Origin of the sequence: Xenorhabdus sp. PR6a (genome assembly GCF_028599065.1) — a bacterium.
Lineage (GTDB): Bacteria > Pseudomonadota > Gammaproteobacteria > Enterobacterales > Enterobacteriaceae > Xenorhabdus > Xenorhabdus doucetiae.
The window spans coordinates 1-24,994 of sequence record NZ_JAQRFJ010000002.1; the positions used below are offsets into that span (position 1 = coordinate 1).

At 45.3% G+C, this 24,994-nt stretch carries 24 protein-coding genes and 1 tRNA gene; 2 read left to right on the forward strand and 23 right to left on the reverse strand.

The window, feature by feature from the left end; translation table 11 throughout:
- Nucleotides 1–3 precede the first annotated feature (3 nt).
- From PSI15_RS00680 to sdhC, 20 genes are all read right to left on the reverse strand, one after another.
- A tRNA-Lys gene (locus PSI15_RS00680) sits at nt 4–79 on the reverse strand.
- A 156-nt stretch (nt 80–235) separates the two neighbouring features.
- Nucleotides 236–1,012 carry a cell division protein CpoB gene (cpoB, locus tag PSI15_RS00685; protein WP_273581872.1) on the reverse strand — a complete coding sequence of 259 codons (777 nt, stop codon included), beginning with the start codon at nt 1,010–1,012 and terminating at the stop codon, nt 236–238.
- Nucleotides 1,013–1,021: 9 nt separating this feature from the next.
- A complete protein-coding gene (gene pal, locus PSI15_RS00690) occupies nt 1,022–1,525 on the reverse strand; it encodes a peptidoglycan-associated lipoprotein Pal (RefSeq protein WP_045969669.1) in 504 nt (167 codons plus the stop codon).
- Between the two features lie 42 nt (nt 1,526–1,567).
- A complete protein-coding gene (gene tolB / locus PSI15_RS00695) occupies nt 1,568–2,854 on the reverse strand; it encodes a Tol-Pal system beta propeller repeat protein TolB (RefSeq protein WP_443256054.1) in 1,287 nt (428 codons plus the stop codon).
- Nucleotides 2,855–3,042: 188 nt separating this feature from the next.
- The gene (gene tolA / locus PSI15_RS00700; RefSeq protein WP_273581873.1) at nt 3,043–4,119 is read right to left on the reverse strand and encodes a cell envelope integrity protein TolA; all 1,077 of its coding nucleotides are present in this window, start codon (nt 4,117–4,119) and stop codon (nt 3,043–3,045) included.
- A 35-nt stretch (nt 4,120–4,154) separates the two neighbouring features.
- Entirely contained in the window at nt 4,155–4,586 is a 432-nt protein-coding gene (gene tolR, locus PSI15_RS00705; protein ID WP_273551865.1) for a colicin uptake protein TolR, read from the reverse strand.
- Nucleotides 4,587–4,610: 24 nt separating this feature from the next.
- Nucleotides 4,611–5,300, reverse strand: coding sequence for a Tol-Pal system protein TolQ (gene tolQ, locus PSI15_RS00710; RefSeq protein ID WP_273581874.1), 690 nt, complete (start codon nt 5,298–5,300; stop codon nt 4,611–4,613).
- Complete coding sequence (gene ybgC / locus PSI15_RS00715; RefSeq protein ID WP_273581875.1) at nt 5,297–5,701, reverse strand: tol-pal system-associated acyl-CoA thioesterase; 405 nt, start codon at nt 5,699–5,701, stop codon at nt 5,297–5,299. Before ybgC ends, tolQ begins: the two co-directional genes overlap by 4 nt.
- Before the next feature lie 114 nt (nt 5,702–5,815).
- A complete protein-coding gene (ybgE, locus tag PSI15_RS00720) occupies nt 5,816–6,103 on the reverse strand; it encodes a cyd operon protein YbgE (protein WP_273581876.1) in 288 nt (95 codons plus the stop codon).
- Nucleotides 6,103–6,219: a cytochrome bd-I oxidase subunit CydX gene (gene cydX, locus PSI15_RS00725; RefSeq protein WP_099140739.1), complete on the reverse strand. Its 117-nt coding sequence runs from the start codon at nt 6,217–6,219 to the stop codon at nt 6,103–6,105. The genes ybgE and cydX overlap by 1 nt, the downstream gene beginning before the upstream one ends.
- An 11-nt stretch (nt 6,220–6,230) precedes the next feature.
- Nucleotides 6,231–7,370, reverse strand: a complete 1,140-nt coding sequence (cydB, locus tag PSI15_RS00730) for a cytochrome d ubiquinol oxidase subunit II (protein WP_273581877.1) — start codon at nt 7,368–7,370, stop codon at nt 6,231–6,233.
- Nucleotides 7,371–7,384: 14 nt separating this feature from the next.
- On the reverse strand, nt 7,385–8,956 hold the full coding sequence (gene cydA / locus PSI15_RS00735) for a cytochrome ubiquinol oxidase subunit I (protein ID WP_273581878.1): 1,572 nt from the start codon (nt 8,954–8,956) through the stop codon (nt 7,385–7,387).
- A 644-nt stretch (nt 8,957–9,600) separates the two neighbouring features.
- On the reverse strand, nt 9,601–10,470 hold the full coding sequence (gene sucD, locus PSI15_RS00740; RefSeq protein ID WP_273581879.1) for a succinate--CoA ligase subunit alpha: 870 nt from the start codon (nt 10,468–10,470) through the stop codon (nt 9,601–9,603).
- Nucleotides 10,470–11,636 carry an ADP-forming succinate--CoA ligase subunit beta gene (gene sucC, locus PSI15_RS00745; RefSeq protein WP_273581880.1) on the reverse strand — a complete coding sequence of 389 codons (1,167 nt, stop codon included), beginning with the start codon at nt 11,634–11,636 and terminating at the stop codon, nt 10,470–10,472. Before sucC ends, sucD begins: the two co-directional genes overlap by 1 nt.
- A 172-nt stretch (nt 11,637–11,808) precedes the next feature.
- Nucleotides 11,809–13,020 carry a 2-oxoglutarate dehydrogenase complex dihydrolipoyllysine-residue succinyltransferase gene (gene odhB / locus PSI15_RS00750; protein WP_273581881.1) on the reverse strand — a complete coding sequence of 404 codons (1,212 nt, stop codon included), beginning with the start codon at nt 13,018–13,020 and terminating at the stop codon, nt 11,809–11,811.
- Nucleotides 13,021–13,033: 13 nt separating this feature from the next.
- Nucleotides 13,034–15,841: a 2-oxoglutarate dehydrogenase E1 component gene (gene sucA / locus PSI15_RS00755; protein ID WP_273581882.1), complete on the reverse strand. Its 2,808-nt coding sequence runs from the start codon at nt 15,839–15,841 to the stop codon at nt 13,034–13,036.
- A gap of 334 nt (nt 15,842–16,175) precedes the next feature.
- The gene (locus PSI15_RS00760) at nt 16,176–16,892 is read right to left on the reverse strand and encodes a succinate dehydrogenase iron-sulfur subunit (RefSeq protein ID WP_273581883.1); all 717 of its coding nucleotides are present in this window, start codon (nt 16,890–16,892) and stop codon (nt 16,176–16,178) included.
- 37 nt (nt 16,893–16,929) lie between these two features.
- Nucleotides 16,930–18,696: a succinate dehydrogenase flavoprotein subunit gene (sdhA, locus tag PSI15_RS00765; protein ID WP_273581884.1), complete on the reverse strand. Its 1,767-nt coding sequence runs from the start codon at nt 18,694–18,696 to the stop codon at nt 16,930–16,932.
- Nucleotides 18,697–19,044, reverse strand: a complete 348-nt coding sequence (gene sdhD / locus PSI15_RS00770) for a succinate dehydrogenase membrane anchor subunit (RefSeq protein ID WP_045969641.1) — start codon at nt 19,042–19,044, stop codon at nt 18,697–18,699.
- A complete protein-coding gene (gene sdhC, locus PSI15_RS00775; RefSeq protein ID WP_273581885.1) occupies nt 19,038–19,427 on the reverse strand; it encodes a succinate dehydrogenase cytochrome b556 subunit in 390 nt (129 codons plus the stop codon). Before sdhC ends, sdhD begins: the two co-directional genes overlap by 7 nt.
- Before the next feature lie 622 nt (nt 19,428–20,049).
- Between sdhC and PSI15_RS00780 the strand changes: the two genes are divergently transcribed.
- The gene (locus PSI15_RS00780; protein WP_045969637.1) at nt 20,050–21,333 is read left to right on the forward strand and encodes a citrate synthase; all 1,284 of its coding nucleotides are present in this window, start codon (nt 20,050–20,052) and stop codon (nt 21,331–21,333) included.
- Between the two features lie 69 nt (nt 21,334–21,402).
- On the opposite strand, the gene PSI15_RS00785 is transcribed toward PSI15_RS00780, so the two are convergent.
- The gene (locus PSI15_RS00785; RefSeq protein ID WP_273581886.1) at nt 21,403–22,200 is read right to left on the reverse strand and encodes an AraC family transcriptional regulator; all 798 of its coding nucleotides are present in this window, start codon (nt 22,198–22,200) and stop codon (nt 21,403–21,405) included.
- A gap of 119 nt (nt 22,201–22,319) precedes the next feature.
- Between PSI15_RS00785 and PSI15_RS00790 the strand changes: the two genes are divergently transcribed.
- Nucleotides 22,320–23,486 carry an MFS transporter gene (locus tag PSI15_RS00790; RefSeq protein WP_273581887.1) on the forward strand — a complete coding sequence of 389 codons (1,167 nt, stop codon included), beginning with the start codon at nt 22,320–22,322 and terminating at the stop codon, nt 23,484–23,486.
- A 21-nt stretch (nt 23,487–23,507) separates the two neighbouring features.
- On the opposite strand, the gene PSI15_RS00795 is transcribed toward PSI15_RS00790, so the two are convergent.
- A complete protein-coding gene (locus PSI15_RS00795; RefSeq protein ID WP_273581951.1) occupies nt 23,508–24,251 on the reverse strand; it encodes a type 2 GTP cyclohydrolase I in 744 nt (247 codons plus the stop codon).
- A 259-nt stretch (nt 24,252–24,510) separates the two neighbouring features.
- A complete protein-coding gene (locus PSI15_RS00800; RefSeq protein WP_273581888.1) occupies nt 24,511–24,720 on the reverse strand; it encodes a YbfA family protein in 210 nt (69 codons plus the stop codon).
- Nucleotides 24,721–24,994: the final 274 nt, after the last annotated feature.

Genomic DNA, 24,994 nt, shown 5'->3' on the forward strand with positions numbered 1-24,994 from the left:
AGATGGTGGGTCGTGCAGGATTCGAACCTGCGACCAATTGATTAAAAGTCAACTGCTCTACCGACTGAGCTAACGACCCATCTAAATCTGTTTTACAGTTATCCCTGCCAACGGCGGCATATATTACTGATTTCTCAGCATGGCGCAACGTTTATTTTAAAAAACTTGTTTAAGCGCTTATTAAGCAATCAATTATCCCCAAAAAGACCGATATCTGACCTTTCGGGGATAATTATTACATCCCAGAAAGTTTTTTCTCTGCCATTTTTGCCGCATTCGTACCAGGATATTGCTTAACCACCTGCTGATAAACCGCTTTTGCTTTACCCTTTTGCCCCTTTTCCTGCATGATTAAACCAACTTTATACAGGGAATCACTGCTTTTTTGTGACTTAGGATAATCTTTCACGACAGTAGCAAAATAATAAGCCGCATCGTCTTTCTTGCCTTTATTGTAATTTAACTGTCCTAACCAATAATTAGCATTCGGCAAGTACTTAGACTTAGGATAAGTTTTAGCAAAGTTTTGAAATGCGACTATCGCTTTATCATATTCTTTGGTGTTGATAGCCAAAGAAACGGCGGCATCGTAATCACCTTTCTCACTTCCGGTGCTCGCCGGCGCAGCGGATTGTTTATTTTCAGCTTGTGCCGAAGACGCTGCATTGCGATTTTCTGAGTCTGTCTTCTCCGCACTTGATGGATTGGTGATTTTATCCAATTGCAGATAAAGATCTTTCTGCCGCTCAATGATCTGGTTTAATTGATACTGATTCTCCTGAATTTGACCACGGAGTGTATCGATATCACGTTGGGAATCAGAAAGTTGTTGCTGAAGCTGGGTTAATAATTGACTGTGAGCGTCAGAAATACGCTCTAATTGGGAGAGGCGCTCATCGGTGGAGCCTGAGCCGACATTACTGATTGGCGCTCGGGCAGTAGCGGCCCAAGGAGCCGCTACGCCAACCAATAACGACAGACCCAATAGATAACGTCTGAAGTTACTGTTCATGTATTACTCTTAGTATACGACCACAGCGCGACGGTTTTTCGCGTATGCTGCTTCGTCATGGCCAAGTACAGCTGGTTTTTCTTTACCGTAAGAAACGATAGCAAGCTGATCAGCAGTCACGCCTTTGCCTTGCAGATACATTTTCACTGCGTTCGCACGGCGCTCACCCAGAGCAATGTTGTATTCAGGAGTACCGCGCTCATCTGCGTGACCTTCGATAGTCACTTTAACAGATGGGTTAGTACGCAGGAATGCAGCGTGTGCATCCAGCATCTGAGCGAATTCGCTGTTGATATCATATTTATCGAAACCGAAGTATACGATATTGTTGTTTTGCAGCTCTTGCATCTGCTGACGCGCTAATTCTTCCGCAGACAGCGCCGCTTTAGAAGAATTATCAACAGTGCCTACACCAGACTGATCGTTGTTGCCAGTTTTCTGAGAACTACACGCTGCTACGGCCATGATTGGTAAAGCTAACATCAGCCCTTTTAGCACTTTGTTCAGTTGCATCTCTTTGATCCTTTTATAGTTTGCCATACATATTATTATGCATCACAGATACGGCGACCAGGCAGGAGATTTTACCTGACCATCGGTAGCCGGAAGACGCGCTTTGAAACGCCCATCAGTCGAAACTAGCTGCAATACAGTTCCCCACCCTTGAGTGGAGCTATAAATCACCATAGTGCCATTCGGTGCGATACTCGGCGTTTCATCCAGAAACGTATCCGTCAAAATTTGGACAGATCCCGTTACCAGATCCTGTTTGGCGATATGCTGACTGCCACTTGCCGAGCTAACCATCACGAGAAAACTACCGTCAGGGCTAACATCTGCATCTTGGTTCTGTGATCCTTCCCAAGTTAGGCGTTGTGGAGCACCGCCATTAATATCGATTTTATACAATTGTGGACGCCCACCCTGATCTGAGGTATAGACCAGTGTCTGGCTATCTGGCATCCAACTTGGCTCAGTATTATTACTGCGGCCATCAGTGACTTGACGGATTTGACCAGAAGCTAAATCCATCACGTAAAGATTCAAACTACCCGTTTTAGATAATGCAAAGGCAAGTTTAGTCCCATCAGGAGAAAATGCGGGTGCTCCGTTATGGCGAGGAAACGAAGCCACCTGACGTACAGCACCGGTTGCCAGTGTTTGAATGATCAGTGCAGAACGACCACCTTCAAATGTCACATAGGCCAGTTTAGAAGCATCTGGCGACCATGCTGGTGACATCAGTGGTTCTGGTGAGCTATGTACCGTGAATTGATTATAACCATCATAATCAGAAACCCGCAGCTCATACGGAAATTTAACCGCACCATTATTTTTGACGACATAAGCTATACGGGTGGTAAATGCACCTTTAATACCTGTCAATTTTTCAAAAACCTGATTACTGACTGTGTGCGCCGCAAAACGCAACCATTTCTTTTCAATGGTGACTTGTTCTTGTGCCAAGACTGTTCCTGGTGCACCAGCAACATCAACAAGTTGATAAGAGACAAGAAATTTACCATCCGCACTGGGCTGAATGCGCCCAACAACAACTGAGTCGATCCCCAACGCAGACCATGCAGCAGGCGTTACCTCTGATGCAGTCGTCGGTTGTTGCGGCATACGAGTGGCATCAATCGGATTAAATTTTCCACTGTTTCTCAAATCCGCAGCAATAATTGAACCGATATTTTCAGGCGCATCGCCTGCCCCAGTCCATTTAAATGGGACAACCCCAATAGGACGAGCAGAATCAACACCTTGTGTAATTTCAATGCGAACTTCTGCCTGAGCAAGTGTTGCCCACAGCATCAGAAAGCCCAATATGACCTTAAACATCTGTTTAAAAGTTTGCTTCATCATCTCTCCCTTATCGCGATCTATTACCTGCCGCAATAATCCGCCGGATTCTAACAAACACCAACAAACAAAACTAGACACCTAAATAAAATCTAATAATTTTGTTTGTACATATAAATTATCCGAAAGTTTGTTTAGAGGATAATGATTATCCTCTAAACATTAACTTACTGCGGCTTAAATTCTAATGTGAAATTCTTAAAATACTCATAAACCTCTTTGTTGAGTGGAGGTGGCATTTTTTTCGCCAAATTAGCAGCCGTAATCGCTGCCCGGCATAATGCCGGATCACCGGCTCCTGCTTTAATATCAATGAGCAACCCATCTGGAGCCAGTTTTATATTTAACTCACAAGTACGGCCAATATACAAAGAGGGGTCACGAAAATGACTCTGAATCACGGACTGAATCTGTCCTTTGTAATTATTGATATCAGAATCGGAAGGGCCGCTTTTCTTACCACCACCTTTTCCAGCCGCGCTCGCCCCACCCTGCTTAGGTGCATTAGATGCTAATCCACCTAACAGATCATCAACTGCCTGAGCCTGTTTCGCGGCTTCTGCCTTAGCTTTGGCTTTTGCCTTGGCTTCTGCCTTGGCTTTAGCTTCCGCCTCAGCTTTTGCTTTAGCTGCTGCTGCTTCCACTTTCGCTTTCGCCTCAGCTGCTGCTTTGCGTTTTGCTGCCTCTTCCGCTTCTTTCTTCGCCTGAGCTTCCGCTTTCTGTTGGGCTTCAGCCTGCTCTTTTAGAATTCTTTCTTTTTCTGCCAGCGCCTTTGCAGCCGCTTCTTCTGCTTGTTTCTGCTCCTCACGTGCTTTAGCGGCAGCGGCATCAGCCTGCTCCTGTTCTTCACGCGCTTTAGCAGTAGCCGCTTCAGACTGTTTTTTCTGTGTTTCTGCTGCCTGTAATGCTTTAATTCGTTCTTCTTCAGCCGCTTCCAGGCGTTCCTGCTCTTCCGCCTGCTTTGCCCGCAATTCAGCCGCCTGTTGTTCGGCTTTTTTCTTCCGCTGTTGCTCGGCTAACCTGGCATTGGCTTGTTGCTGTTGTTGCTGGTTATATTGCTGAACAACCGCATTCGGATCGACCATAACAGCATCAATGACAGTCCCATTTTGTCCACCGCCCCCCATTTCTGTTTTCTGCACCAGAGAACCCCAAATCAGAAAACCGATCAGGATAGCGTGCAAGATTACCGAAATGATAATAGCGCGATTCAGCCTATTGTTTTGCTCGTTTGTCTTTCCCACGTTCGACATCCAGAAACTTTAAGTGATCGCCGCTGTCAAGAACCGATAGGCTGAGTCATTAAGCCCACCGATTTTACCCCTGCCTGGCGAAGCATATTCAACGCCTTGATAATTTCATCATAAGGAACTTCCTTAGAACCACCAATCAAGAAAATCGTTTTCGGATTGGCTTTCATCAAAGTTTGGGCTTCTGCAACGATTTGCTGTTCAGGTAACAATTCCAAACGTTCCTGGTTAACAACCATGTTGTATTGCCCTACCCCAGAAACTTCCACAATGACCGGAGGATTATCAGTACTAGAAACTGTTTTTGAATCCACCGAATCAGGTAAATCGACTTCTACGCTTTGCGTGATAATAGGTGCTGTTGCCATGAAAATAAGCAGCAATACCAGCAACACGTCCAGCAAGGGGACGATATTGATCTCGGATTTTAGCTCACGTCTGCGACTACGAGTGCGCGCCATTCGCTGATTTCCCCTTACGATTTATTACGACTTATTGGTATTGGAAGCAAAAGCCTGACGATGCAAAATAGCCAGGAATTCTTCCATAAAGTTATCGTAAATTTGTTCTAGTTTGTTAACACGCTGATTCAGACGGTTATAGGCCATCACCGCAGGAATTGCCGCAAACAAACCGATCGCGGTAGCAATCAGCGCTTCCGCAATACCGGGCGCAACCATTTGCAACGTCGCCTGTTTGACTGCCCCCAAAGCAATAAAGGCATGCATGATGCCCCAGACCGTACCAAATAAACCAATATAAGGGCTCACAGAACCTACCGTCCCCAGAAACGGAATGTGATTTTCCAGGACTTCCAATTCACGATTGAGTGAGATACGCATGGCACGAGTAGCCCCTGTGATAACCGCTTCTGGTGCATGGTTATTTGCCTGATGTAAACGAGCAAATTCTTTAAACCCAGAATGGAATATCTGCTCAACACCGTTTAGCGAATCACGACGTGACTGACTTTCTTTATAAAGGCGAGATAATTCAATGCCAGACCAAAATTTATCTTCAAATGCTTCAGCTTCACGGCTTGCTGCATTAAGGATCTTTGTCCGTTGAATAATGATTGCCCAAGAGACGATAGAAAAGCCAATCAAAATCAACATGATTAGCTGAACTAAGAAACCTGCCTTAAGAAATAAATCAAGGATGTTCATATCAGTCACTGCTTAAACTCCGCGACAATAGACTTTGGAAGCGCAATCGGCTTCATTCGAGATGAATTCACGTAGACAACCAGGCATTCTGCGCTGTTGATAACTACGCCATTGCAATCAACAATTCGTTGAATAAATGTCAGAGAAGCACCACGGATATTTGTCACTTCACTTTCAACCACCAGCTTATCATCTAGCTTTGCTGATTTTTGATAGTCAATCGTCATGCGACTCACAACAAAGCCAACTTGCTCATCTAACATAGGCTGTTGGTGGAAGCCTTTTTCACGCAACATCTCTGTACGAGCCCTTTCGTAAAAGAGCAAATATCGAGCGTGATAAACCACACCACTAGCATCTGTGTCTTCATAGTAAACACGGATAGGCCAACGGAATAACATATTACTCATATAATCCTAATTAGGCGAATTGACGCTGCCACTATACTTAAGACAATAGCGCTTTGGAATGGCCTGTTAATAAAAAAATTTTATAGACCGATATCCTATAAAATTACAATTAGTTTACTTAAAGAAATGATATAAGCCAAAAAGAAGAATGAAAAACGCAGGTAATGGGTGAAAAAACAAACGCCAGATAATACGTTTAGGATGGAAACCAACACCAAAAGTAACGCCAGAACAAACTGCCCAGACCAATAAAATGCTTTGCCATATCTGTAGTGAACTGGTATTAGCAGCAAAACGCGCAGGCTGCCAGAACACACATGCAGCAAGTATTAAGGCCATGATGAGGATAAGAGCCCTCAACAGGCTCTTATCCATAAGTTGGCCGCATTTATCTGCCAACATTATTTTTTGTCACTCTCAGAGGCTTTTTGTGATTCGCTATGCTCAAGTGCCAAAGCAGCAATGACAGCAAAACTACAAGCTAAGAGCGTTCCGAGAATCCAAGCAAAATACCACATGCCTATGCTCCTTAGTACAGTGAGTGTTTGTTGTTTTCAATGTAATTTTTATCCAAACGCCCGAAGGTTTTGTAATAACACCAAATGGTGTAAGACAGCACAATAGGAACGAAGATAACGGCAACAACGAACATAATTTGCAACGTCCATTGGCTGGATGTCGCATCCCACATCGTCAGACTGACATTCGGATCAAGGCTTGATGGCATCACAAACGGGAACATCGCAATACCTGAAGTCAGGATAATACAAGCAACTGTCAGTGATGAGAAGAAAAATGCCCAGGCACCTTTATCCATCCAAGTCGTCAGGATAGTCAGCAGAGGAAGAAGTACCCCCAACGCAGGTATTGCCCACAAAATCGGATAGTCATTGAAGTTGGCCAGCCATGCTCCGGCCTGCTGAACCACTTCTTTATGTAACGGATTAGATGCCGCATTAACATCCAGCCCTCCCGTTACAACATAACCGTCAATGCCATAAATCAGCCAAATCCCCGCTAACAGGAACGCAATTGCCGTTACCGCTGCACAAACGTGGGTCGCAGTACGAGAGCGCAGGTGCAATTCACCCGTTGTACGCATTTGCAGGTATGTTGCGCCTTGCGTCACAATCATCATCAGGCTGATCACACCGGCCAGCAATCCATAAGGATTCAGCAATCCAAAGAACGAACCTTCGTAAGAGACACGCAGGTAAGTATCCACTGCCAGCGGTACGCCTTGCAGTAAGTTACCAAACGCAACTCCGATAACCAGCGCAGGGACAAAGCTGCCAATAACCAGTCCCCAATCCCACATATTCCGCCACTTGCTGTTTTCCAGTTTTGAACGGTAATCAAAGCCAACCGGACGGAAGAATAATGCCGCCAAGACCAGAATCATTGCCACATAGAAACCAGAGAAAGCGGCGGCATAGACCATCGGCCATGCGGCAAACAGGGCGCCACCTGCGGTAATTAACCAAACTTGGTTACCATCCCAGTGTGGAGCAACTGAGTTAATCATGATGCGGCGTTCAGTATCATTTTTACCAATGATCCGCAACAAAATACCGACGCCCATGTCGAAACCATCAGTCACGGTGAAACCGATCAGTAACACACCAATCAGCAGCCACCATATAAATCGTAATACATCATAATCAAGCATAAGTGGACTCCTGCTTACTCAATATTATTCGCTGAAGAAGCTGTTTTTTGTTCAAAATGATAACGTCCGGTCTTGAGGCTACTTGGGCCAAGACGGGCAAATTTGAACATCAAAAACATTTCTGCAATCAAGAACAAAGTGTACAGACCACAAATCAGTACCATTGAGAAAATCAGATCGCCTACACTGCGTGTTGAAGACGCAACAGCCGTTGGCAACACTTCACCAATCGCCCATGGCTGACGGCCATACTCCGCGACAAACCAACCAGCCTCAACGGCAATCCACGGCAATGGAATGCTGAACAATGCAGCACGCAGTAGCCACTTATGTTGACCGATGCGGTTACGGATAACACTCAGGAATGACAGACCGATAACCAACAACATAATAAAGCCAGCGGCAACCATGATACGGAATGCGAAATAGAGCGGTGCAACACGTGGAATGGAGTCTTTCGCGGCGGCCTTGATTTGCTCCTCTGTCGCATCAGTGACGTTTTGGGTATAACGCTTCACGAGCATGCCATAGCCAAGATCTTTCTTACTTTCATTGAATGCGCTGCGAACACTCGGATCAACATTACCTGCACGCAGTTCTTCCAATAATTCATAGGCCTTAATGCCGTTACGGATACGCTGTTCATGCTGACTCATCAGATCACGCAGGCCAACGACTGGCGTATCTGTGGAGCGGGTAGCAATCAAACCTAAAACGTAAGGAATTTGGATGGAATATTTATTTTCCATTTTGTCTTGATCAGGAATACCAATCAGTGTGAATGAAGCTGGAGGCGTCTGGGTTTCCCACTCAGCTTCAATGGCTGCCAATTTGGTTTTCTGCACATCCCCCATTTCATATCCAGATTCATCACCCAGAACAATAACGGACAGCACCGCAGCCATACCAAAACTGGCCGCAATCGCAAAAGAACGTTTGGCAAACGCCAAATCGCGCCCTTTAAGCAGATAGTAAGAACTGATGCCCAATACAAAAATGGCGCCTGTCACATAACCGGCTGCAACAGTGTGAACAAATTTCACCTGGGCAACTGGGTTAAGTACCAGTTCGCTGAAGCTCACCATCTCCATTCGCATGGTTTCGAAGTTAAAGTCAGACGCAATCGGGTTTTGCATCCAACCATTCGCAATCAAGATCCACAATGCCGAGAAGTTAGAGCCTAATGCAACCAGCCAGGTCACTGCCAAGTGTTGTTTCTTACTCAGTCTATCCCAACCGAAGAAAAACAGACCAACAAATGTGGATTCGAGGAAGAATGCCATCAGACCTTCGATGGCCAAAGGCGCACCGAAAATATCACCAACATAATGTGAGAAATATGACCAGTTGGTTCCGAACTGGAACTCCATGGTCAAGCCCGTTGCGACACCCAGAGCAAAGTTAATACCAAATAACTTGCCCCAGAATTTTGTCATATCTTTATAGATTTGTTTGCCAGAAAGGACATATACCGTTTCCATGATCGCAAGCAAAAACGCCATACCGAGCGTTAAGGGTACGAACAGAAAATGGTACATGGCAGTTAAGGCAAACTGTAATCGTGACAGTTCGACAATATCAAACATCTTGACTCCTTGCTCCTAGCAGGAAGACACCGACTTGCGGCAACCCGACTTCGTAAAAACGAAAGCCTCGTAACTACCAGCAATAAATGCCTCAAACACAACAATGAATTATTACAAAATCAAAAACTCAATAGATACCACAATAATATTACGCCTATATTCACACACAATAAATAATTTTTACGTGACTCAGCTTGGAATTCTGAATATAGGTCAACAATACCATGCATTCTCAGGCTAATACCTATATATACTAGATCAATTTAATCAAGTTTAGCGAATACAATCCAGAGTAATAAATTGATTTTAGTCAATTTTTTCTATCTTTTGTTAAGCATTACAGTTATTATTTCATTATAGTTTACCGAGTGTTAATAAGTTGTTATTTCCGATGAAAAGTAATTTATTTTTTGCTGTAAAATACATTAGAAAATTAACTTTTCTTTTTCATTCTTTAAAAAAAATATTTTCTCGATATTTCTTATTTAATTAATCAAATAAATAGGTTTTCCTAAAATCCGGTTCTATTAAATTGAAAAAACATACTTATCAATGAACTAACCTACTGTTAATATTATAAATAAAAAACAAAAGGCCACCTTAAGGCAGCCTTTTTCGATAAAAATAGCTTTATTTTGTGTTTCTTATGCTAATAACGCTTTTACCGCATCGCCAATGTCAGCAAGACTGCGAACCGTCTTCACACCTGCGGCTTCCAGTGCAGCAAACTTCTCATCTGCTGTCCCTTTACCGCCAGCGATAATCGCGCCAGCATGACCCATACGCTTACCTTTAGGTGCAGTCACACCTGCAATATAAGCAACGACAGGCTTAGTCACATGTTGTTTGATATAAGCGGCGGCTTCTTCTTCTGCTGTACCACCGATTTCACCAATCATGACAATCGCTTCTGTTTGCGGATCTTCCTGGAACAGTTTCAGAATATCAATGAAGTTTGAACCGGGGATCGGGTCACCACCGATACCAACACAGGTAGATTGCCCCAATCCAGCATCTGTGGTTTGTTTAACGGCTTCGTAAGTCAATGTGCCTGATCGAGAGACAATACCCACTTTACCTGATTTGTGAATGTGACCAGGCATGATACCGATCTTACATTCATCAGGTGTAATGACTCCCGGACAGTTAGGGCCAATCATGCGTACACCCGCCTGATCCAGTTTTACCTTAACGGTCAGCATGTCGAGTGTTGGGATACCTTCTGTGATCGTGATGATCAATTTGATACCCGCATCAATCGCTTCCAGAATGGAATCTTTACAGAATGGCGCCGGAACGTAGATAACAGAAGCAGTTGCACCCGTTGCTTCAACAGCTTCACGCACGGTATTGAATACAGGTAGTCCCAAATGCTCAGTACCCCCTTTGCCCGGTGTGACACCACCAACCATTTGAGTACCGTAGGCTATCGCCTGTTCGGAGTGAAAAGTACCTTGGCTGCCAGTAAATCCCTGGCAAATCACTTTGGTGTTTTTATCGATTAAAATAGACATTATTTATTCCCCGCTGCGGCGACTGCCTGTTTAGCTGCGTCTGTCAAACTGGTCGCGGCAATGATATTCAAGCCACTGTCTGCCAGTTTCTTAGCGCCCAGTTCAGCATTATTTCCTTCCAGACGAACGACCACCGGCACATTGACGCCGACTTCTTCCACTGCACCAATAATGCCGTCAGCAATCAAGTCACAACGGACAATACCACCAAAGATATTTACCAAAACGGCTTTCACATTGTCATCTGACAAAATGATCTTGAATGCTTCGGTAACACGCTCTTTTGTTGCACCACCACCCACATCAAGGAAGTTTGCCGGTGCACCGCCATGCAGTTTGACAATGTCCATTGTTCCCATTGCCAGACCTGCACCATTCACCATACAACCAATGTTACCGTCCAGCGCAACATAGTTGAGTTCCCATTGTGCTGCCTGAGCTTCACGTGAATCTTCCTGTGAAGGATCGTGCATTTCACGCAGTTCAGCCTGACGGAACATCGCATTACCATCAGCGCTCAATTTTCCATCCAAACACACCAGATCATCTTGCGTTGTGATCACCAGAGGGTTGATTTCGACCAATGCCAAATCACGCTCCAAGAACAGGTTAGCCAATCCCAAGAAAATCTTGGTGAATTGACCAACTTGCTTACCCGTCAAACCGAGTTTAAATGCCAATTCACGGCCTTGGTACGGCATAGGGCCAGATAGTGGGTCGATAATGGCTTTGTGGATTAGCTCGGGCGTTTCTTCCGCCACTTTTTCTATTTCGACGCCACCTTCAGTAGAGGCCATGAACACTACACGACGCGTACCGCGATCAACAACAGCACCGAGATACAGCTCTTTGGCAATATCGGTTGCCCCTTCCACCAAGATCTGATGGACAGGTTGCCCCTGTGCATCAGTCTGGTAAGTGACCAGTCGTTTACCCAGCCATTGTTCAGCAAAAGCACGGATATCTTCTTTGCTGTTGACGACTTTCACGCCACCAGCCTTACCGCGTCCACCTGCATGAACCTGACATTTAACGACCCAAGGGCCTGAACCAATCTTGGATGCTGCTTCTTCTGCTTCGCGCGGAGTGGTACAAGCATAGCCCGCAGGCGCTGGTAAACCATACCGTGCAAAAAGTTGTTTTGCCTGATACTCGTGTAAATTCATGATGTTCTATCCATAATTTAATCTAAGAAAGGTAAATTACCTTCTATTTTGTTGCTCTGGATATGACCAGCCCCAAGAGGCTGGCCTGCATATACATTTTTACATCAACGTCGTACTACTTCAGACTTGGCGGAGTTAATACCCTCCGCCAATAGGGATGCCGATAGCGATGCTATACATCCAGCAACAAACGTGTTGGATCTTCCAGCATTTCTTTGATGGTCACCAGGAAGCCGACTGACTCACGACCATCAATCAGACGGTGGTCATAGGACAGTGCCAGATACATCATCGGAAGGATCTCAACCTGACCATTGACTGCCATTGGACGATCTTTAATGGCATGCATACCAAGGATCGCGCTTTGTGGTGGATTAATGATCGGGGTGGACATCAGGGAGCCGAAAACCCCGCCATTGGTAATAGTGAAATTACCGCCGGTGAGTTCTTCAACGGTCAGCTTACCGTCGCGGCCTTTGATAGCCAGCTCTTTGATGCTCTTCTCAAGGTCAGCCATGCTCAGTGCATCTGCATCACGTAAAACTGGTGTCACCAGACCACGTGGAGTAGATACTGCGATACTGATATCAAAATAGTTGTGGTAAACCACATCAGTGCCATCAATGGAAGCGTTCACTTCTGGGTAACGTCTTAATGCTTCAACAACGGCTTTCACATAGAAAGACATAAAACCCAGACGTACACCATGGCGTTTCTCAAACACATCGCCATACTGCTTGCGCAATTCCTGAATTGGCTTCATGTTGACTTCATTGAAAGTCGTCAACATTGCCGTGTTGTTTTTCGCTTCAAGCAGACGTTCTGCAACACGCTTGCGCAGACGCGTCATTGGCACACGTTTTTCACTACGGTGTGGCAATAAGGATGGCTGTTCAGCGGACGTAGCCGGTTTATCACTCTCTTTTTTATTCGCAGCGATATATTTTTCTATGTCTTCACGAACAATACGGCCACCAACACCACTGCCTTTAATTGCAGCAGGATCTAAATCATGTTCAGCAATCAGACGACGAACCGCAGGGCTTAGTGCATCGTTATTTTCTTCTTCCAAAGACGCAGTCTGACGTTGTGCTGGCGTTGCCTCTGTTTTGGTTTTTACTTCAGCAGGTATACCTGTGCTATCACCCAGACGGATACGACCTAACAGTTGCTTGGACAGTACAGTGGCGCCCTCTTCTTCCAAAATAGATTCCAAGACACCCGCTTCACTTGCTGGCACTTCCAGAACAACTTTATCCGTTTCAATTTCAACCAGCACTTCATCACGCGCTATGGTGTCACCTGGTTTTTTATGCCATGTCGCAACCGTGGCATCTGCAACAGATTCAGGAAGGTCTGGAACCAGAATTTCTACGCTACTCATTTTCTATCCTTATTTATTCAACGTTCAGGGCGTTATTAACCAGTGCTTGCTGTTGCTGCTGGTGAACAGACGGATATCCCACAGCCGGGGAAGCAGATGCCGGACGACCTGCATAACGTAAAGAAGCCCCAAATGGGATTGCTTCACGGAAATTATGTTGACTGCAATACCAAGCCCCTTGGTTCAGTGGCTCTTCCTGACACCAGACGAAGTCATGAACATGGGCATACTGCTCAAGTTGAGCTTGCAGATTTTGACGTGGGAATGGATACAATTGTTCAATACGCACAATAGCAACATCAGTCTGTTCATTCTTACGACGCTGTTCCAACAGATCGTAATAAACCTTACCGGAACACAGTACAACGCGCTTAACGCCTTTTGGATCCAACGCGTCGACTTCACCAATGACTGGCTCAAATTTGCCATTCGCCAATTCATCCAGACTGGACACAGCCAATGGATGACGCAGTAATGATTTCGGTGACATAACAATGAGTGGACGGCGCATACCACGCAGAGCCTGACGACGCAGCATGTGATAAACCTGGGCTGGGGTCGATGGTACGCAGACCTGCATATTTTGTTCAGCACAGAGTTGCAGATAACGTTCCAGACGTGCCGATGAGTGCTCTGGACCCTGTCCTTCATAGCCATGCGGTAACAGCATCACCAGACCACACATACGACCCCATTTCTGTTCACCAGAGCTGATGAATTGGTCAATCACAACCTGAGCCACGTTGGCAAAATCGCCAAATTGCGCTTCCCAAATTGTCAGGGCACGAGGTTCAGTGGTTGCATAACCGTATTCAAATGCCAGTACAGCTTCTTCCGACAGTACCGAATCCCATACGTTGAACACCCCTTGGCCATTGTGGATATTCGCCAGGGGCACATAAACAGAGGCATTGTTTTGATTATGAATAACAGCATGGCGGTGGAAGAAAGTACCACGTCCCGCATCCTCACCGGAGAGACGCACCGGAATACCTTCATCAACCAGCGTCGCGTAAGCCAGTGTTTCCGCGCCACCCCAGTCAAACAATTTATTGCCATTGGCCATTTCTGCACGGTCGCCATAGATTTTTGCAACACGTGAGTGCATTTCCACTTCGGCAGGAACAGTGCTGATACTTTTGCCAAGATCTTGCAGACGTTTCATATCCACTTTATGCGGATATTCTTCATCCCATTCGTGATTCAGGTAGGGTTCCCATGTGAATGAATGCAGCCCCATTGGACGCCATTCATCGACAACACATTCACCATGATCCAGTACATCACGATACAGGTTCACCATCTCAGTAACGTCATTGGCACTCAGCAAGCCTGCCGCTATTAGCTTATCTGCATAAATTTTACGTGCAGTTGGCATTTTTTTGATTTTCTGATACATCAGTGGCTGAGTTGCGCTTGGTTCGTCCGCTTCGTTATGACCGTGGCGACGGTAACAAACCAGATCGATCATCACGTCACGTTTGAAGGTATTACGGAAGTCGAGCGCCAGACGTGTGACGAATGCAACGGCTTCTGGATCATCCGCGTTAACGTGGAAAATCGGCGCCTGCACCATTTTCACAATATCAGTACAGTATTGTGTTGAACGGGCATCTTTCGGGTTAGATGTGGTGAATCCAATCTGGTTGTTAATCACGATACGAACCGTACCACCCACTTCATAACCACGAGCCTGCGACATGTTCAGTGTTTCCTGAACAATCCCCTGCCCGGTTACGGCAGCATCACCGTGGATGGTGACAGGCAGAACCATGTTGCTGCGACCTTCATCAAGACGATCACGACGGGCACGTACAGAACCGATAACAACAGGGCTGACAATCTCAAGGTGAGACGGGTTAAAGGCCAGTGCCAAATGCACCAGACCCCCTTCGGTCTCAAAATCAGAAGAAAAACCTTGATGGTATTTTACGTCGCCCGTCCCCAGATGCTCTTTGTGTTTACCCGCAAATTCGTCGAACAGATCAACCGGTTTTTTACCCAAGAGGTTGACCAGAACGTTGAGACGACCACGATGAGCCATTCCCAACACAACCTCACGGGTATCTTGTTTACCTGCGTGACGGATCAACTCTTTTAACATCGGGATAAGTGCATCGCCACCTTCCAGGGAGAAACGTTTCGCCCCCGGGAACTTAGCACCTAAATAGCGTTCCAGACCTTCCGCGGATGTTAATTCTTTCAGGAAACGACGCTTTTCCTCTGTATTAAACTGTGAACTTACTGTCACAGACTCCAGACGTTGCTGGATCCAACGTTTTTCTTCTGTATTGGTGATATGCATATATTCCGCACCAATTGAACCACAATAAATGCGTTTCAGCGCGTCATACAGATCAGCCAATTTCATGGTCTCTTTACCAATGGCAAAAGAGCCTACATTAAACGTTTCTTCAAAATCCGCTTTTGTTAAATTATGGAAAGCAGGATCAAGATCAGATACAGGTTCCTGTTTCCATAATCCCAATGGATCAAGATTTGCATGTTGGTGTCCGCGGAAGCGGAATGCATTGATGAGCTGCAAAACTTTGACTTGTTTTGCATCCATTGCTGGATCGCTGACTGAAGTGTGATAACGCGTGGCATCCTTTGCCAGACGACGGAAGTAATCGCGTGTCTGTGAGTGGAGTTGTTCCCCGCCAAGTCCTGCATCCGGTAATTGTTGGAAAATTTCTCTCCAACTTTCATCAACAGAATGAGGATCGGTTATATAGTCTTCATAGAGTTGCTCTATGTAAGACTGGTTTGCACCAGCCAGAAAGCTTGAGTCCAGCCAGTCCTTCATTGCGCCGTTCTGCATTGTGATCCCTTAAGCTTTAAAAGCTTTAGTTTTCGCCGTGGTTAACAAATTCCGCTTAATCAGCGGTGTTGATAAAAGGTTCATTTGGACGTGCTTAATGCATGTTCTTATTTGGGTTTTCCTACCCTTCAAGGAACCTTTAAAAACTAACTCTCAGTTTTTAAAGGTTCCTTTATTTGAAAACATATTTCGTCTTTAGCCGCAGGCAATTTATCATTTTTCATTCTTTAATGCCCTCCACTGATTTGATATTTATTTCAAAATTGTGGAGGGCGACATTATATGCATTATTTACACACTAATTATGTGTTATTTATGCACAAATTTTATTTTGCTATGCGCTATGTTTCAGCAACATAGATTTAATATGACCAATCGCTTTTGTCGGATTCAGTCCTTTAGGGCAGACATTGACGCAATTCATGATCCCATGGCAACGGAAAACACTGAATGCGTCATTCAAGTTATCCAATCGTGAAGTTGTTTCAGTATCACGGCTGTCAATCAGGAAACGGTAGGCTGCCAAAAGACCGGCAGGGCCGATAAATTTATCCGGATTCCACCAGAATGACGGGCAAGATGTTGAGCAACAGGCACATAAGATGCACTCATACAGGCCATCCAGTTTTTCACGCTGTTGCGGTGATTGCAGGTGCTCACGCGCAGGCGGGTTTTTACCGTCATTAACCAAGTAAGGGCGGATTTTCTCATATTGTGCGTAGAACTGCCCCATATCAACAACCAGATCACGAACCACTGGCAGACCAGGTAATGGACGAATGACAATTTTCTTATTACCACGACGCAATGCCGAAACAGGCGTAATACATGCCAAGCCGTTTTTACCATTCATATTCACGCCGTCAGAGCCACAAACTCCCTCACGACAAGAACGGCGGAATGCTAAAGTGGGATCTTGCTCTTTTAGCTGGATGAGCGCATCCAGCAACATCATGTCGCGTCCTTCTTCAGCTTCCAGTGTGTAGTCCTGCATACGAGGCACATCATCAATATCTGGATTATAACGATAAATTGAAAATTCAAGTTTCATAATCTATTTCTCCGCAACTGAAACATCAGCAACGCAATTAGTAAGAACGCACTTTCGGCGGGAAAGCTTCACGCAGCGTTGGCTGCATATTCACTTCACGACGCGTCATGCTCTCAGTTTGCGGTAAATACAGGCTATGGCACAGCCAGTTAGCATCATCACGCTCTGGATAGTCAAAACGGCTATGGGCACCACGACTTTCTGTACGGAAATTCGCAGCAACGGCAGTCGAATAAGCCGTTTCCATCAGGTTATCCAATTCCAAACATTCAATGCGCTGCGTATTGAATTCTGATGAAGTATCATCCAGGCGCGCATTTTTTAGACGTTCGCGGATCACTTTCAGCTCTTCCAACCCTTTTGCCATCGCCTCACCTTCGCGGAATACTGAGAAGTTATGCTGCATGCAAGATTGCAAGGCTTTGCGGATTTCAACCGGATCTTCACCTGAACGGGTATTATTCCAACGGTTCAGACGTTGCAATGCAACATCAACATCGGATTCGCTAGCATCACGGCTGGTTCCTTGCTCCATCAGGCACTCTTTCAAATGCAGGCCAGCGGAGCGACCGAATACCACCAGATCAAGCAGTGAGTTCCCACCGAGACGGTTTGCACCATGTACGGATACACAGGCAATTTCACCCACGGCAAACAAGCCCGGAATTACAACGTCTTCACCTTTTTCGTTGACTGTCAATGCCTGACCCGTGATCTTAGTTGGAATCCCCCCCATCATATAGTGACAGGTTGGAATAACCGGAATCGGATCTTTTACTGGATCGACATGAGCGAAGGTACGGGATAATTCGAGGATGCCCGGCAAACGAGATTCCAATACATCCTTGCCCAGATGATCCAGTTTCAATTTCGCGTGAGGTCCCCATGGCCCATCACAACCACGGCCTTCACGGATTTCAATCATGATAGAACGCGCTACTACGTCGCGGCCAGCAAGGTCTTTGGCATTGGGTGCATAACGCTCCATGAAGCGCTCGCCATCTTTATTCAGCAGGTACCCCCCTTCACCACGGCAACCTTCTGTGACCAGCACGCCCGCACCAGCAATACCCGTTGGGTGGAATTGCCACATTTCCATATCTTGGACAGGAACGCCAGCACGCAGCGCCATGCCCACACCATCACCGGTATTGATATGTGCATTGGTTGTGGATTGGTAAATACGACCAGCCCCACCAGTTGCCAAAATGGTTGCCTTGGCTTTGAAATAAACCACTTCACCGGTTTCAATACAGATAGCAGTACAACCAACAATCGCACCGTCCTGATTCTTAACCAGATCCAGCGAATACCATTCAGAGAAAATCGTCGTGTGATTCTTCAAATTCTGCTGATATAGCGTATGCAATAAGGCGTGACCGGTTCGGTCGGCCGCCGCCGCAGTACGAGCTGCCTGCTCGCCACCAAAATTCTTAGATTGCCCACCGAATGGACGTTGGTAAATACGGCCATCATCCAAACGGGAGAATGGCAGCCCCATGTGCTCCAGTTCCAAAATGGCTTCCGGGCCAGTCTTACACATATATTCGATAGCATTCTGGTCACCGATATAATCAGAACCTTTCACCGTATCGTACATGTGCCATTCCCAGTTATCATCATGGGTATTGCCCAAAGCAACCGTGATCCCACCCTGTGCGGATACAGTGTGGGAACGCGTTGGGAATACCTTGGAAATTAAGGCACAAGATAAACCCATTTGTGAAATTTGCAGTGCAGCACGCATACCTGCGCCACCGGCACCAATAACAACAGCGTCAAACTCTCTTACTGGCAGTTTCATTTATGCACCCCACACCACAATTGTTCCGTAAATCAAATAAGTTAACAGCGCGACAATAATCACCAGTTGCAGAACCAAACGCAGTGCGAGCGGCTTGACATAATCTGTCAGTACCTGCCACAAGCCAATCCATGCGTGAACCAGAATGGAAAGCAGCGCCAACACGGTGAATACTTTGGTGAGGGAGGAAGAGAAGAAACCGCGCCAGACTTCATAAGTCATATCCGACGTTGTTGCGACAAAACCGACAAGGTAAAGGACGTACAAAACAATAATAATTGCGGATGCACGTAGCAGCAGCCAATCCTGAATACCCGTACGACCCAATGCGGATGCGTTGCTTACCATAATAATACCCCAGCCAGAATAGACAGAATAACCGCGATGACTATTGCTACTTTGGCAGATGCACTACCGGTAGCGAGAGTTTCTTCCAAGAAACCAAAATCCATCAACACATGGCGAATACCCCCACAGATGTGGTAAGCCAGCGCCGTCAATATCCCCCACAGGATAAATTTGGCGAAGAAGCCAGTCATGATTTCAGATGCTTGTAGGAAGCCCTCCTGCGAAGACAGTGACATACCCAATAACCACAGTAGGATACCCACTGCGATAAAGGTGATGACGCCTGAGATACGGTGCAAGATCGATGCTATCGCGGAGACGGGTTGGTTAATCGTCCGCAAATCGAGGTTGACAGGTCTTTGTTTTTTCACAATTTTGCCCACAAAGCTTTTTTTTATTTTCCATCCTCCGGTCCTGGGCGGGAATCAGACAGCGCTTAGAGGATACAAAGACACAACGTAATTAACTCAACAATCCTTACTGTTCATCAAAAGTTGTGATTTGATTACGCTGGGTGCTCCTACAACAGGGTAATCCGGAGACCTTACCGAAGTATAAGTACTTCACATTGTTATTACAATTCCCACACAATATGATTATTAACATTTAGCTTGAACAGTGAGAAAGATCACGCTTCAAACACTTTTCGTAAAATACATGATCTTGTTTGACAAAGATTAAACATTTATCTTACATATATATCGTTATATATTATTTGCCGTCATTTTATGATGAAAAATTAATCTTAACGAAAAATAAAAGTTATGTGAAAGTACCGTATAAGCACAGAATGTTAACATTTAATGTGAATAATACTTTAAACATAACGTTCAAAAACTTTTTAACAACCTGAAAACCATTGTCATCCGTAATGAGATTTCAGCGTTAAATGTGATACCAGCCTGATTTTAAACTCTCTCCGGTAGCACAATGCCTTCGGCACAGTATAAATTGCGCCTATCTGGTTGTTAGGGGTTATAAAAAATAAGCGCTAAGGAGATGTAAATGGCTGATAAAAAGGCTACGTTGAACATAAATGGTTCAGCTGCTATCGAACTAGACGTACTAACGCCGACCCTAGGTACTGAAGTAATTGACGTTCGAACCCTCGGCTCAAAAGGCTTCTATACTTACGATCCGGGCTTTACTTCCACTGCCTCTTGTGAGTCGAAAATCACCTATATTGATGGCAATGAAGGCATTTTGCTGCACCGTGGTTTTCCCATCGATCAGCTTGCAACGGAATCGACCTATCTGGAAGTCTGTTACATTTTGCTATATGGCGAACCGCCTACTCCCGAAGAGTACGAAAAATTTAAAACGACAGTGACTCGCCATACGATGATCCACGAACAGATCACCCGTCTGTTCCACGGTTTCCGCCGTGATTCTCATCCAATGGCGGTTCTTTGTGGTGTTACGGGCGCACTGGCTGCTTTCTACCATGATGCGCTGGATGTCAATAATCCTCGCCACCGTGAAATTACCGCTTACCGTTTGCTGTCCAAAATGCCCACTGTCGCGGCAATGTGTTACAAATATTCCCTTGGGCAACCTTTTGTTTATCCACGTAATGATCTGTCTTATGCCGCTAACTTCCTGTACATGATGTTCTCAACACCGTGTGAGGAATATAAGGTTAATCCCGTATTAGAACGCGCTATGGATCGCATTTTCATCCTGCATGCCGATCATGAACAAAATGCCTCAACCTCAACGGTACGTACTGCGGGCTCTTCCGGCGCCAACCCATTTGCCTGTATCGCTGCGGGTATTGCATCCCTGTGGGGACCTGCACATGGTGGAGCAAACGAAGCCTGCTTGCGGATGCTGGAAGAGATCCAATCTGTCGAACACATTCCTGAATTCATTGCGCGCGCCAAAGATAAAAATGATTCTTTCCGCCTGATGGGCTTTGGTCACCGTGTTTACAAAAACTATGACCCGCGCGCAACCGTGATGCGTGAAACCTGCCATGAAGTGCTGAATGAACTTGGCCTGAATGACAGTCTGCTGGAAGTAGCAATGGAATTAGAACGTATTGCGCTGAACGACCCCTACTTCATTGAGAAAAAACTGTATCCCAATGTCGATTTCTACTCTGGCATTATCCTGAAAGCGATGGGGATTCCCTCCACCATGTTCACTGTGATTTTCGCCATTGCCCGTACTATTGGCTGGATTGCACATTGGAATGAAATGCACGATGAAGGTTTGAAAATCGCACGTCCACGTCAACTTTATACGGGTCATGCTGAACGCGATTTCAAGAGTCAGTTGAAAAAGTAATTTAATGACGCCAATAACACTATTCATATTCTGACACATTCTGAATAGTGTATTTCTGCACCTCTCACATCAGTTTTTACTGATATTAGGGGTGTAGTTTTTTATATATTCCCTTGGCGGTCTCCCCATGACTTTACGGAAAAATGTCACAAATGCACTATCATTGGCAAAACCCAGTTCCTGAGCAATATAAGATAAGGTTTTGTTCTGTGCCAATAGCTCTATCGCCTTTACTAACCGCCATTGCTGTCGCCACTGTTGATAATTCATGCCTGTTTCACGATGAAATATCCGCGTAATCGTCTTTTCACTGGCACCAATATCAATGGCTAATATGTGCAGTGGTGGCGGCAATTGTTCAAGTGATAGAGGTGTTAAACGCCGATCAGAAGGCAGAGGCAACAAAGTCGGTTCCCTACGCGCCTCACGAATTTCGTCAAAAAATACGGCCAGCAAATTTGCCCCTTTTCCCTGAGACCAATCAGAGTCAAAAGAAGATATCGCGATACGCTCCAAAAGCGCCTGTAATAGTGGCGTGGCTTCCAATACTTCACTTTGGTTAGAAAGTAACGCTGTTTCAGAAGCATTCAAATCAGTATCCAAATAGATAGAACGATAGCCTACAGAGCCGCGCATTTCTGCCCGATGCCGTGTTTTGGCGGGTATCCATGCCACTCTGGTTGGAGGCAGAATAGAGATCTGATTTGCCAATGTTATCTTGATACAGCCCCGCCGGGTAAACAGCAATTGCCCCATATTATGCCGATGAAAGCCAGAATCGTGTTGCCCCATCTCCGCTGCAATCCCTATCACAGGCATATTCAATCTATCAGGATCAAAATAATCATTTTGTTGCAACCACACCATATAAATACCTTTTGACTCAATGTCTGTTTAGATAAATAAATCGTCTTTATTATCATAAAAAGACAGAAACCGGAATGCTAACCTTTTGAGCCATGACTCACTTATCATCAGAAAAAATCATGCAAACTAAACCATCACTTTGGCTCGCTATCGCTTTGATGATGTTCCCGCAAATTGTAGAAACTATCTACAGCCCTGCATTAACCAATATCGCTAATGGGTTTTCCGTCAGCTCTGAACAAGCCGCTCAAACACTATCACTCTACTTCTTTGCTTTTGCTCTCGGTGTAGTTGTATGGGGACGCCTGTGTGATCTGATTGGCAGACGCCCGACTATCATTATTGGCTTATCGCTCTACAGTCTCGCTTCTCTGCTGGCATTACTGACACAACAATTTTGGTTATTGCTGGTTGCCAGAATGCTGTCTGCTTTCGGGGCAGCCGTTGGCTCTGTCGGTACACAGACCATTATGCGTGATACTTACCGTGGAGAAGAATTGGCGCGTATTTTTTCCATTATGGGCATTGCCTTGGCTGCCAGCCCTGCCATTGGCATGTTTAGCGGTTCACTATTGAACGCTTTTGCTGGCTATCAAGCCGTCTTTGCCGGACTCGCCATTCTGGCGGTTATTCTGACCGGTTGGTCGATTGTAAAATTGCCAGAAACCCGGCCAAATAATGTCACAAAAGTGGCTTTATTCAGCACAGCAATCATGATGCTTAAAGATATTGCAATTTGGCGAAATGCGTTTTTGATCGCATTTTTCAATATTTGTTTATTTAGCTACTATCAATTAGCGCCATTCCGTTTTGAACAATTTGGATTGTCGCCGGAATTATTTGGTTATACTGGTTTATTATTGACTTTCGGTGTTGGGTTAGGTTCGTTATTAAATAAATACCTATTAAAACAATCGTGGATATCTGCCAAATTAGTTACCCTTGCCTCATTGATAAGTCTGTTAAGTGGGATCGGTGTATACCTGCTTGAAAATAGCTGGTTCTTTATTTTTCCTATGTCTGGAATCGTTATCGCTTATGGTCTGGCTATTCCGAATATTCTGGCTTCTGCATTAACTCACTACTCAGACAGACTGGGCACTGCCGGCGCTTTATTCGGATTGTTTTACTATTTGCTGTTGGGACTTGGATTAGCGTTGGCAGGCTGGAGCCAAGCATTGGGCAATGTACTGGTCTGCTGTGGGAGCATCATGCTTGTTTTGTCCCTTTTGCCTATAAATTTCCCACAAAAAAGTAGAAGCCCCCAGATGCCAAAAGGGAAATAAAATCCAGGGGCTATCTAAAAATCAAGCCGGATTAGGAATATCGATAAAAGTCACATCCAATCCATAATGACTTGCCAACCACTCACCGAGCGCTTTGATGCCATAGCGCTCTGTCGCATGGTGCCCTGCCGCAAAAAAATGCAGCCCCATTTCACGGGCAACATGGATGGTCTTTTCTGAGACTTCGCCTGTCACAAAGGCATCAACACCAAACTCAGCCGCCTGTTCAATAAAACTCTGGCCGCCACCGGTACACCATGCCAGTGTACGGATCTCTTCGGGTGCATTATCGCCACAATGCAGTACCTTTCTCGCCAAACTTTTTTCAAGACGTTCAGCCAATTCTGCCGGTGTAACCGGTTGATCAAAAGTGCCATGAGGCAGAAGCGTATCAATCTCGCCGATGACCTTTACCCCCATCTGGCGCGCCAATTGAACATTGTTACCCAAAACAGGATGGGCATCTAACGGGAGATGATAACCATACAGGTTGATATCATTGCAAAGTAGTGTTTGCAGACGGCGTCGTTTCATGCCACGGATAACAGGAGATTCATTCTTCCAAAAGTATCCGTGATGAACGATAACAGCATCCGCCTCAAGGCGAACCGCTTCATCCAACAATGCCTGGCAGGCTGTCACACCCGTAATCACCCGCTGAACATGGGGACGGCCTTCTACCTGTAATCCATTGGGAGCATAATCTTGAAATTCACGGATATTCAATTCCGTATTGAGCACATGCTCCAGTTCAACATTGTTCATCACATTCCCCTTATCTCTTAGCATTTTCTTCACCATAAAATACCTAGCTGCCATGAATTAAGTCAATTCACTTGCCAAGTTGCCTCTGCCCGCCGCCTTCCAAGCCAGACTCGAAATAGAAATAGATTGGAGTCAATATCTTGAGTTACAAATGTACGTTTAAATGGCCTATAAAACAAAACACCTTGCCGGTGTAAATCGACAAGGTGTCAAAATGTTATATTCAAAATGCTCAGTTAGGCTCCGTCATTATGCCACTTTAACGATTTCGAATACCTGAAGCCATTTCTGAACATTCTAGCCATACTGGTTTATCACTGGTTTTTAGCCATACTTTATGCAGATAGCTATAAAAGCGGGCACGATCACGGCGAAACAGCATAACAGGCAGCGCAATAGTGCCCAGCGAGATAGCGCCAAAACGCCGTAAGAGAATCTGATGCCAAGAGTATTCACGATATAGAGACATTGATACCCCCTCATGGGCTTAACCTGTAAGATGAGTGAAATTTTACGCTACAAATTGAAAACTTACCACTCATCCGACCACTTTTTTAGCGGCATAAATCACCTTTTTTTCTCATTATGTAATTTAATTACAGAATTATACCTAAACAGAAACAAAACAAACAAATTGAAAACAAAAAATTAACCAGGCTTAGTTTGCTATACTCGTCGTACTGCAAAATGCATTTATTATCCCCCGCGTCGCGGGGAGATAAATAAGCAGCTTTCGTTTTGCG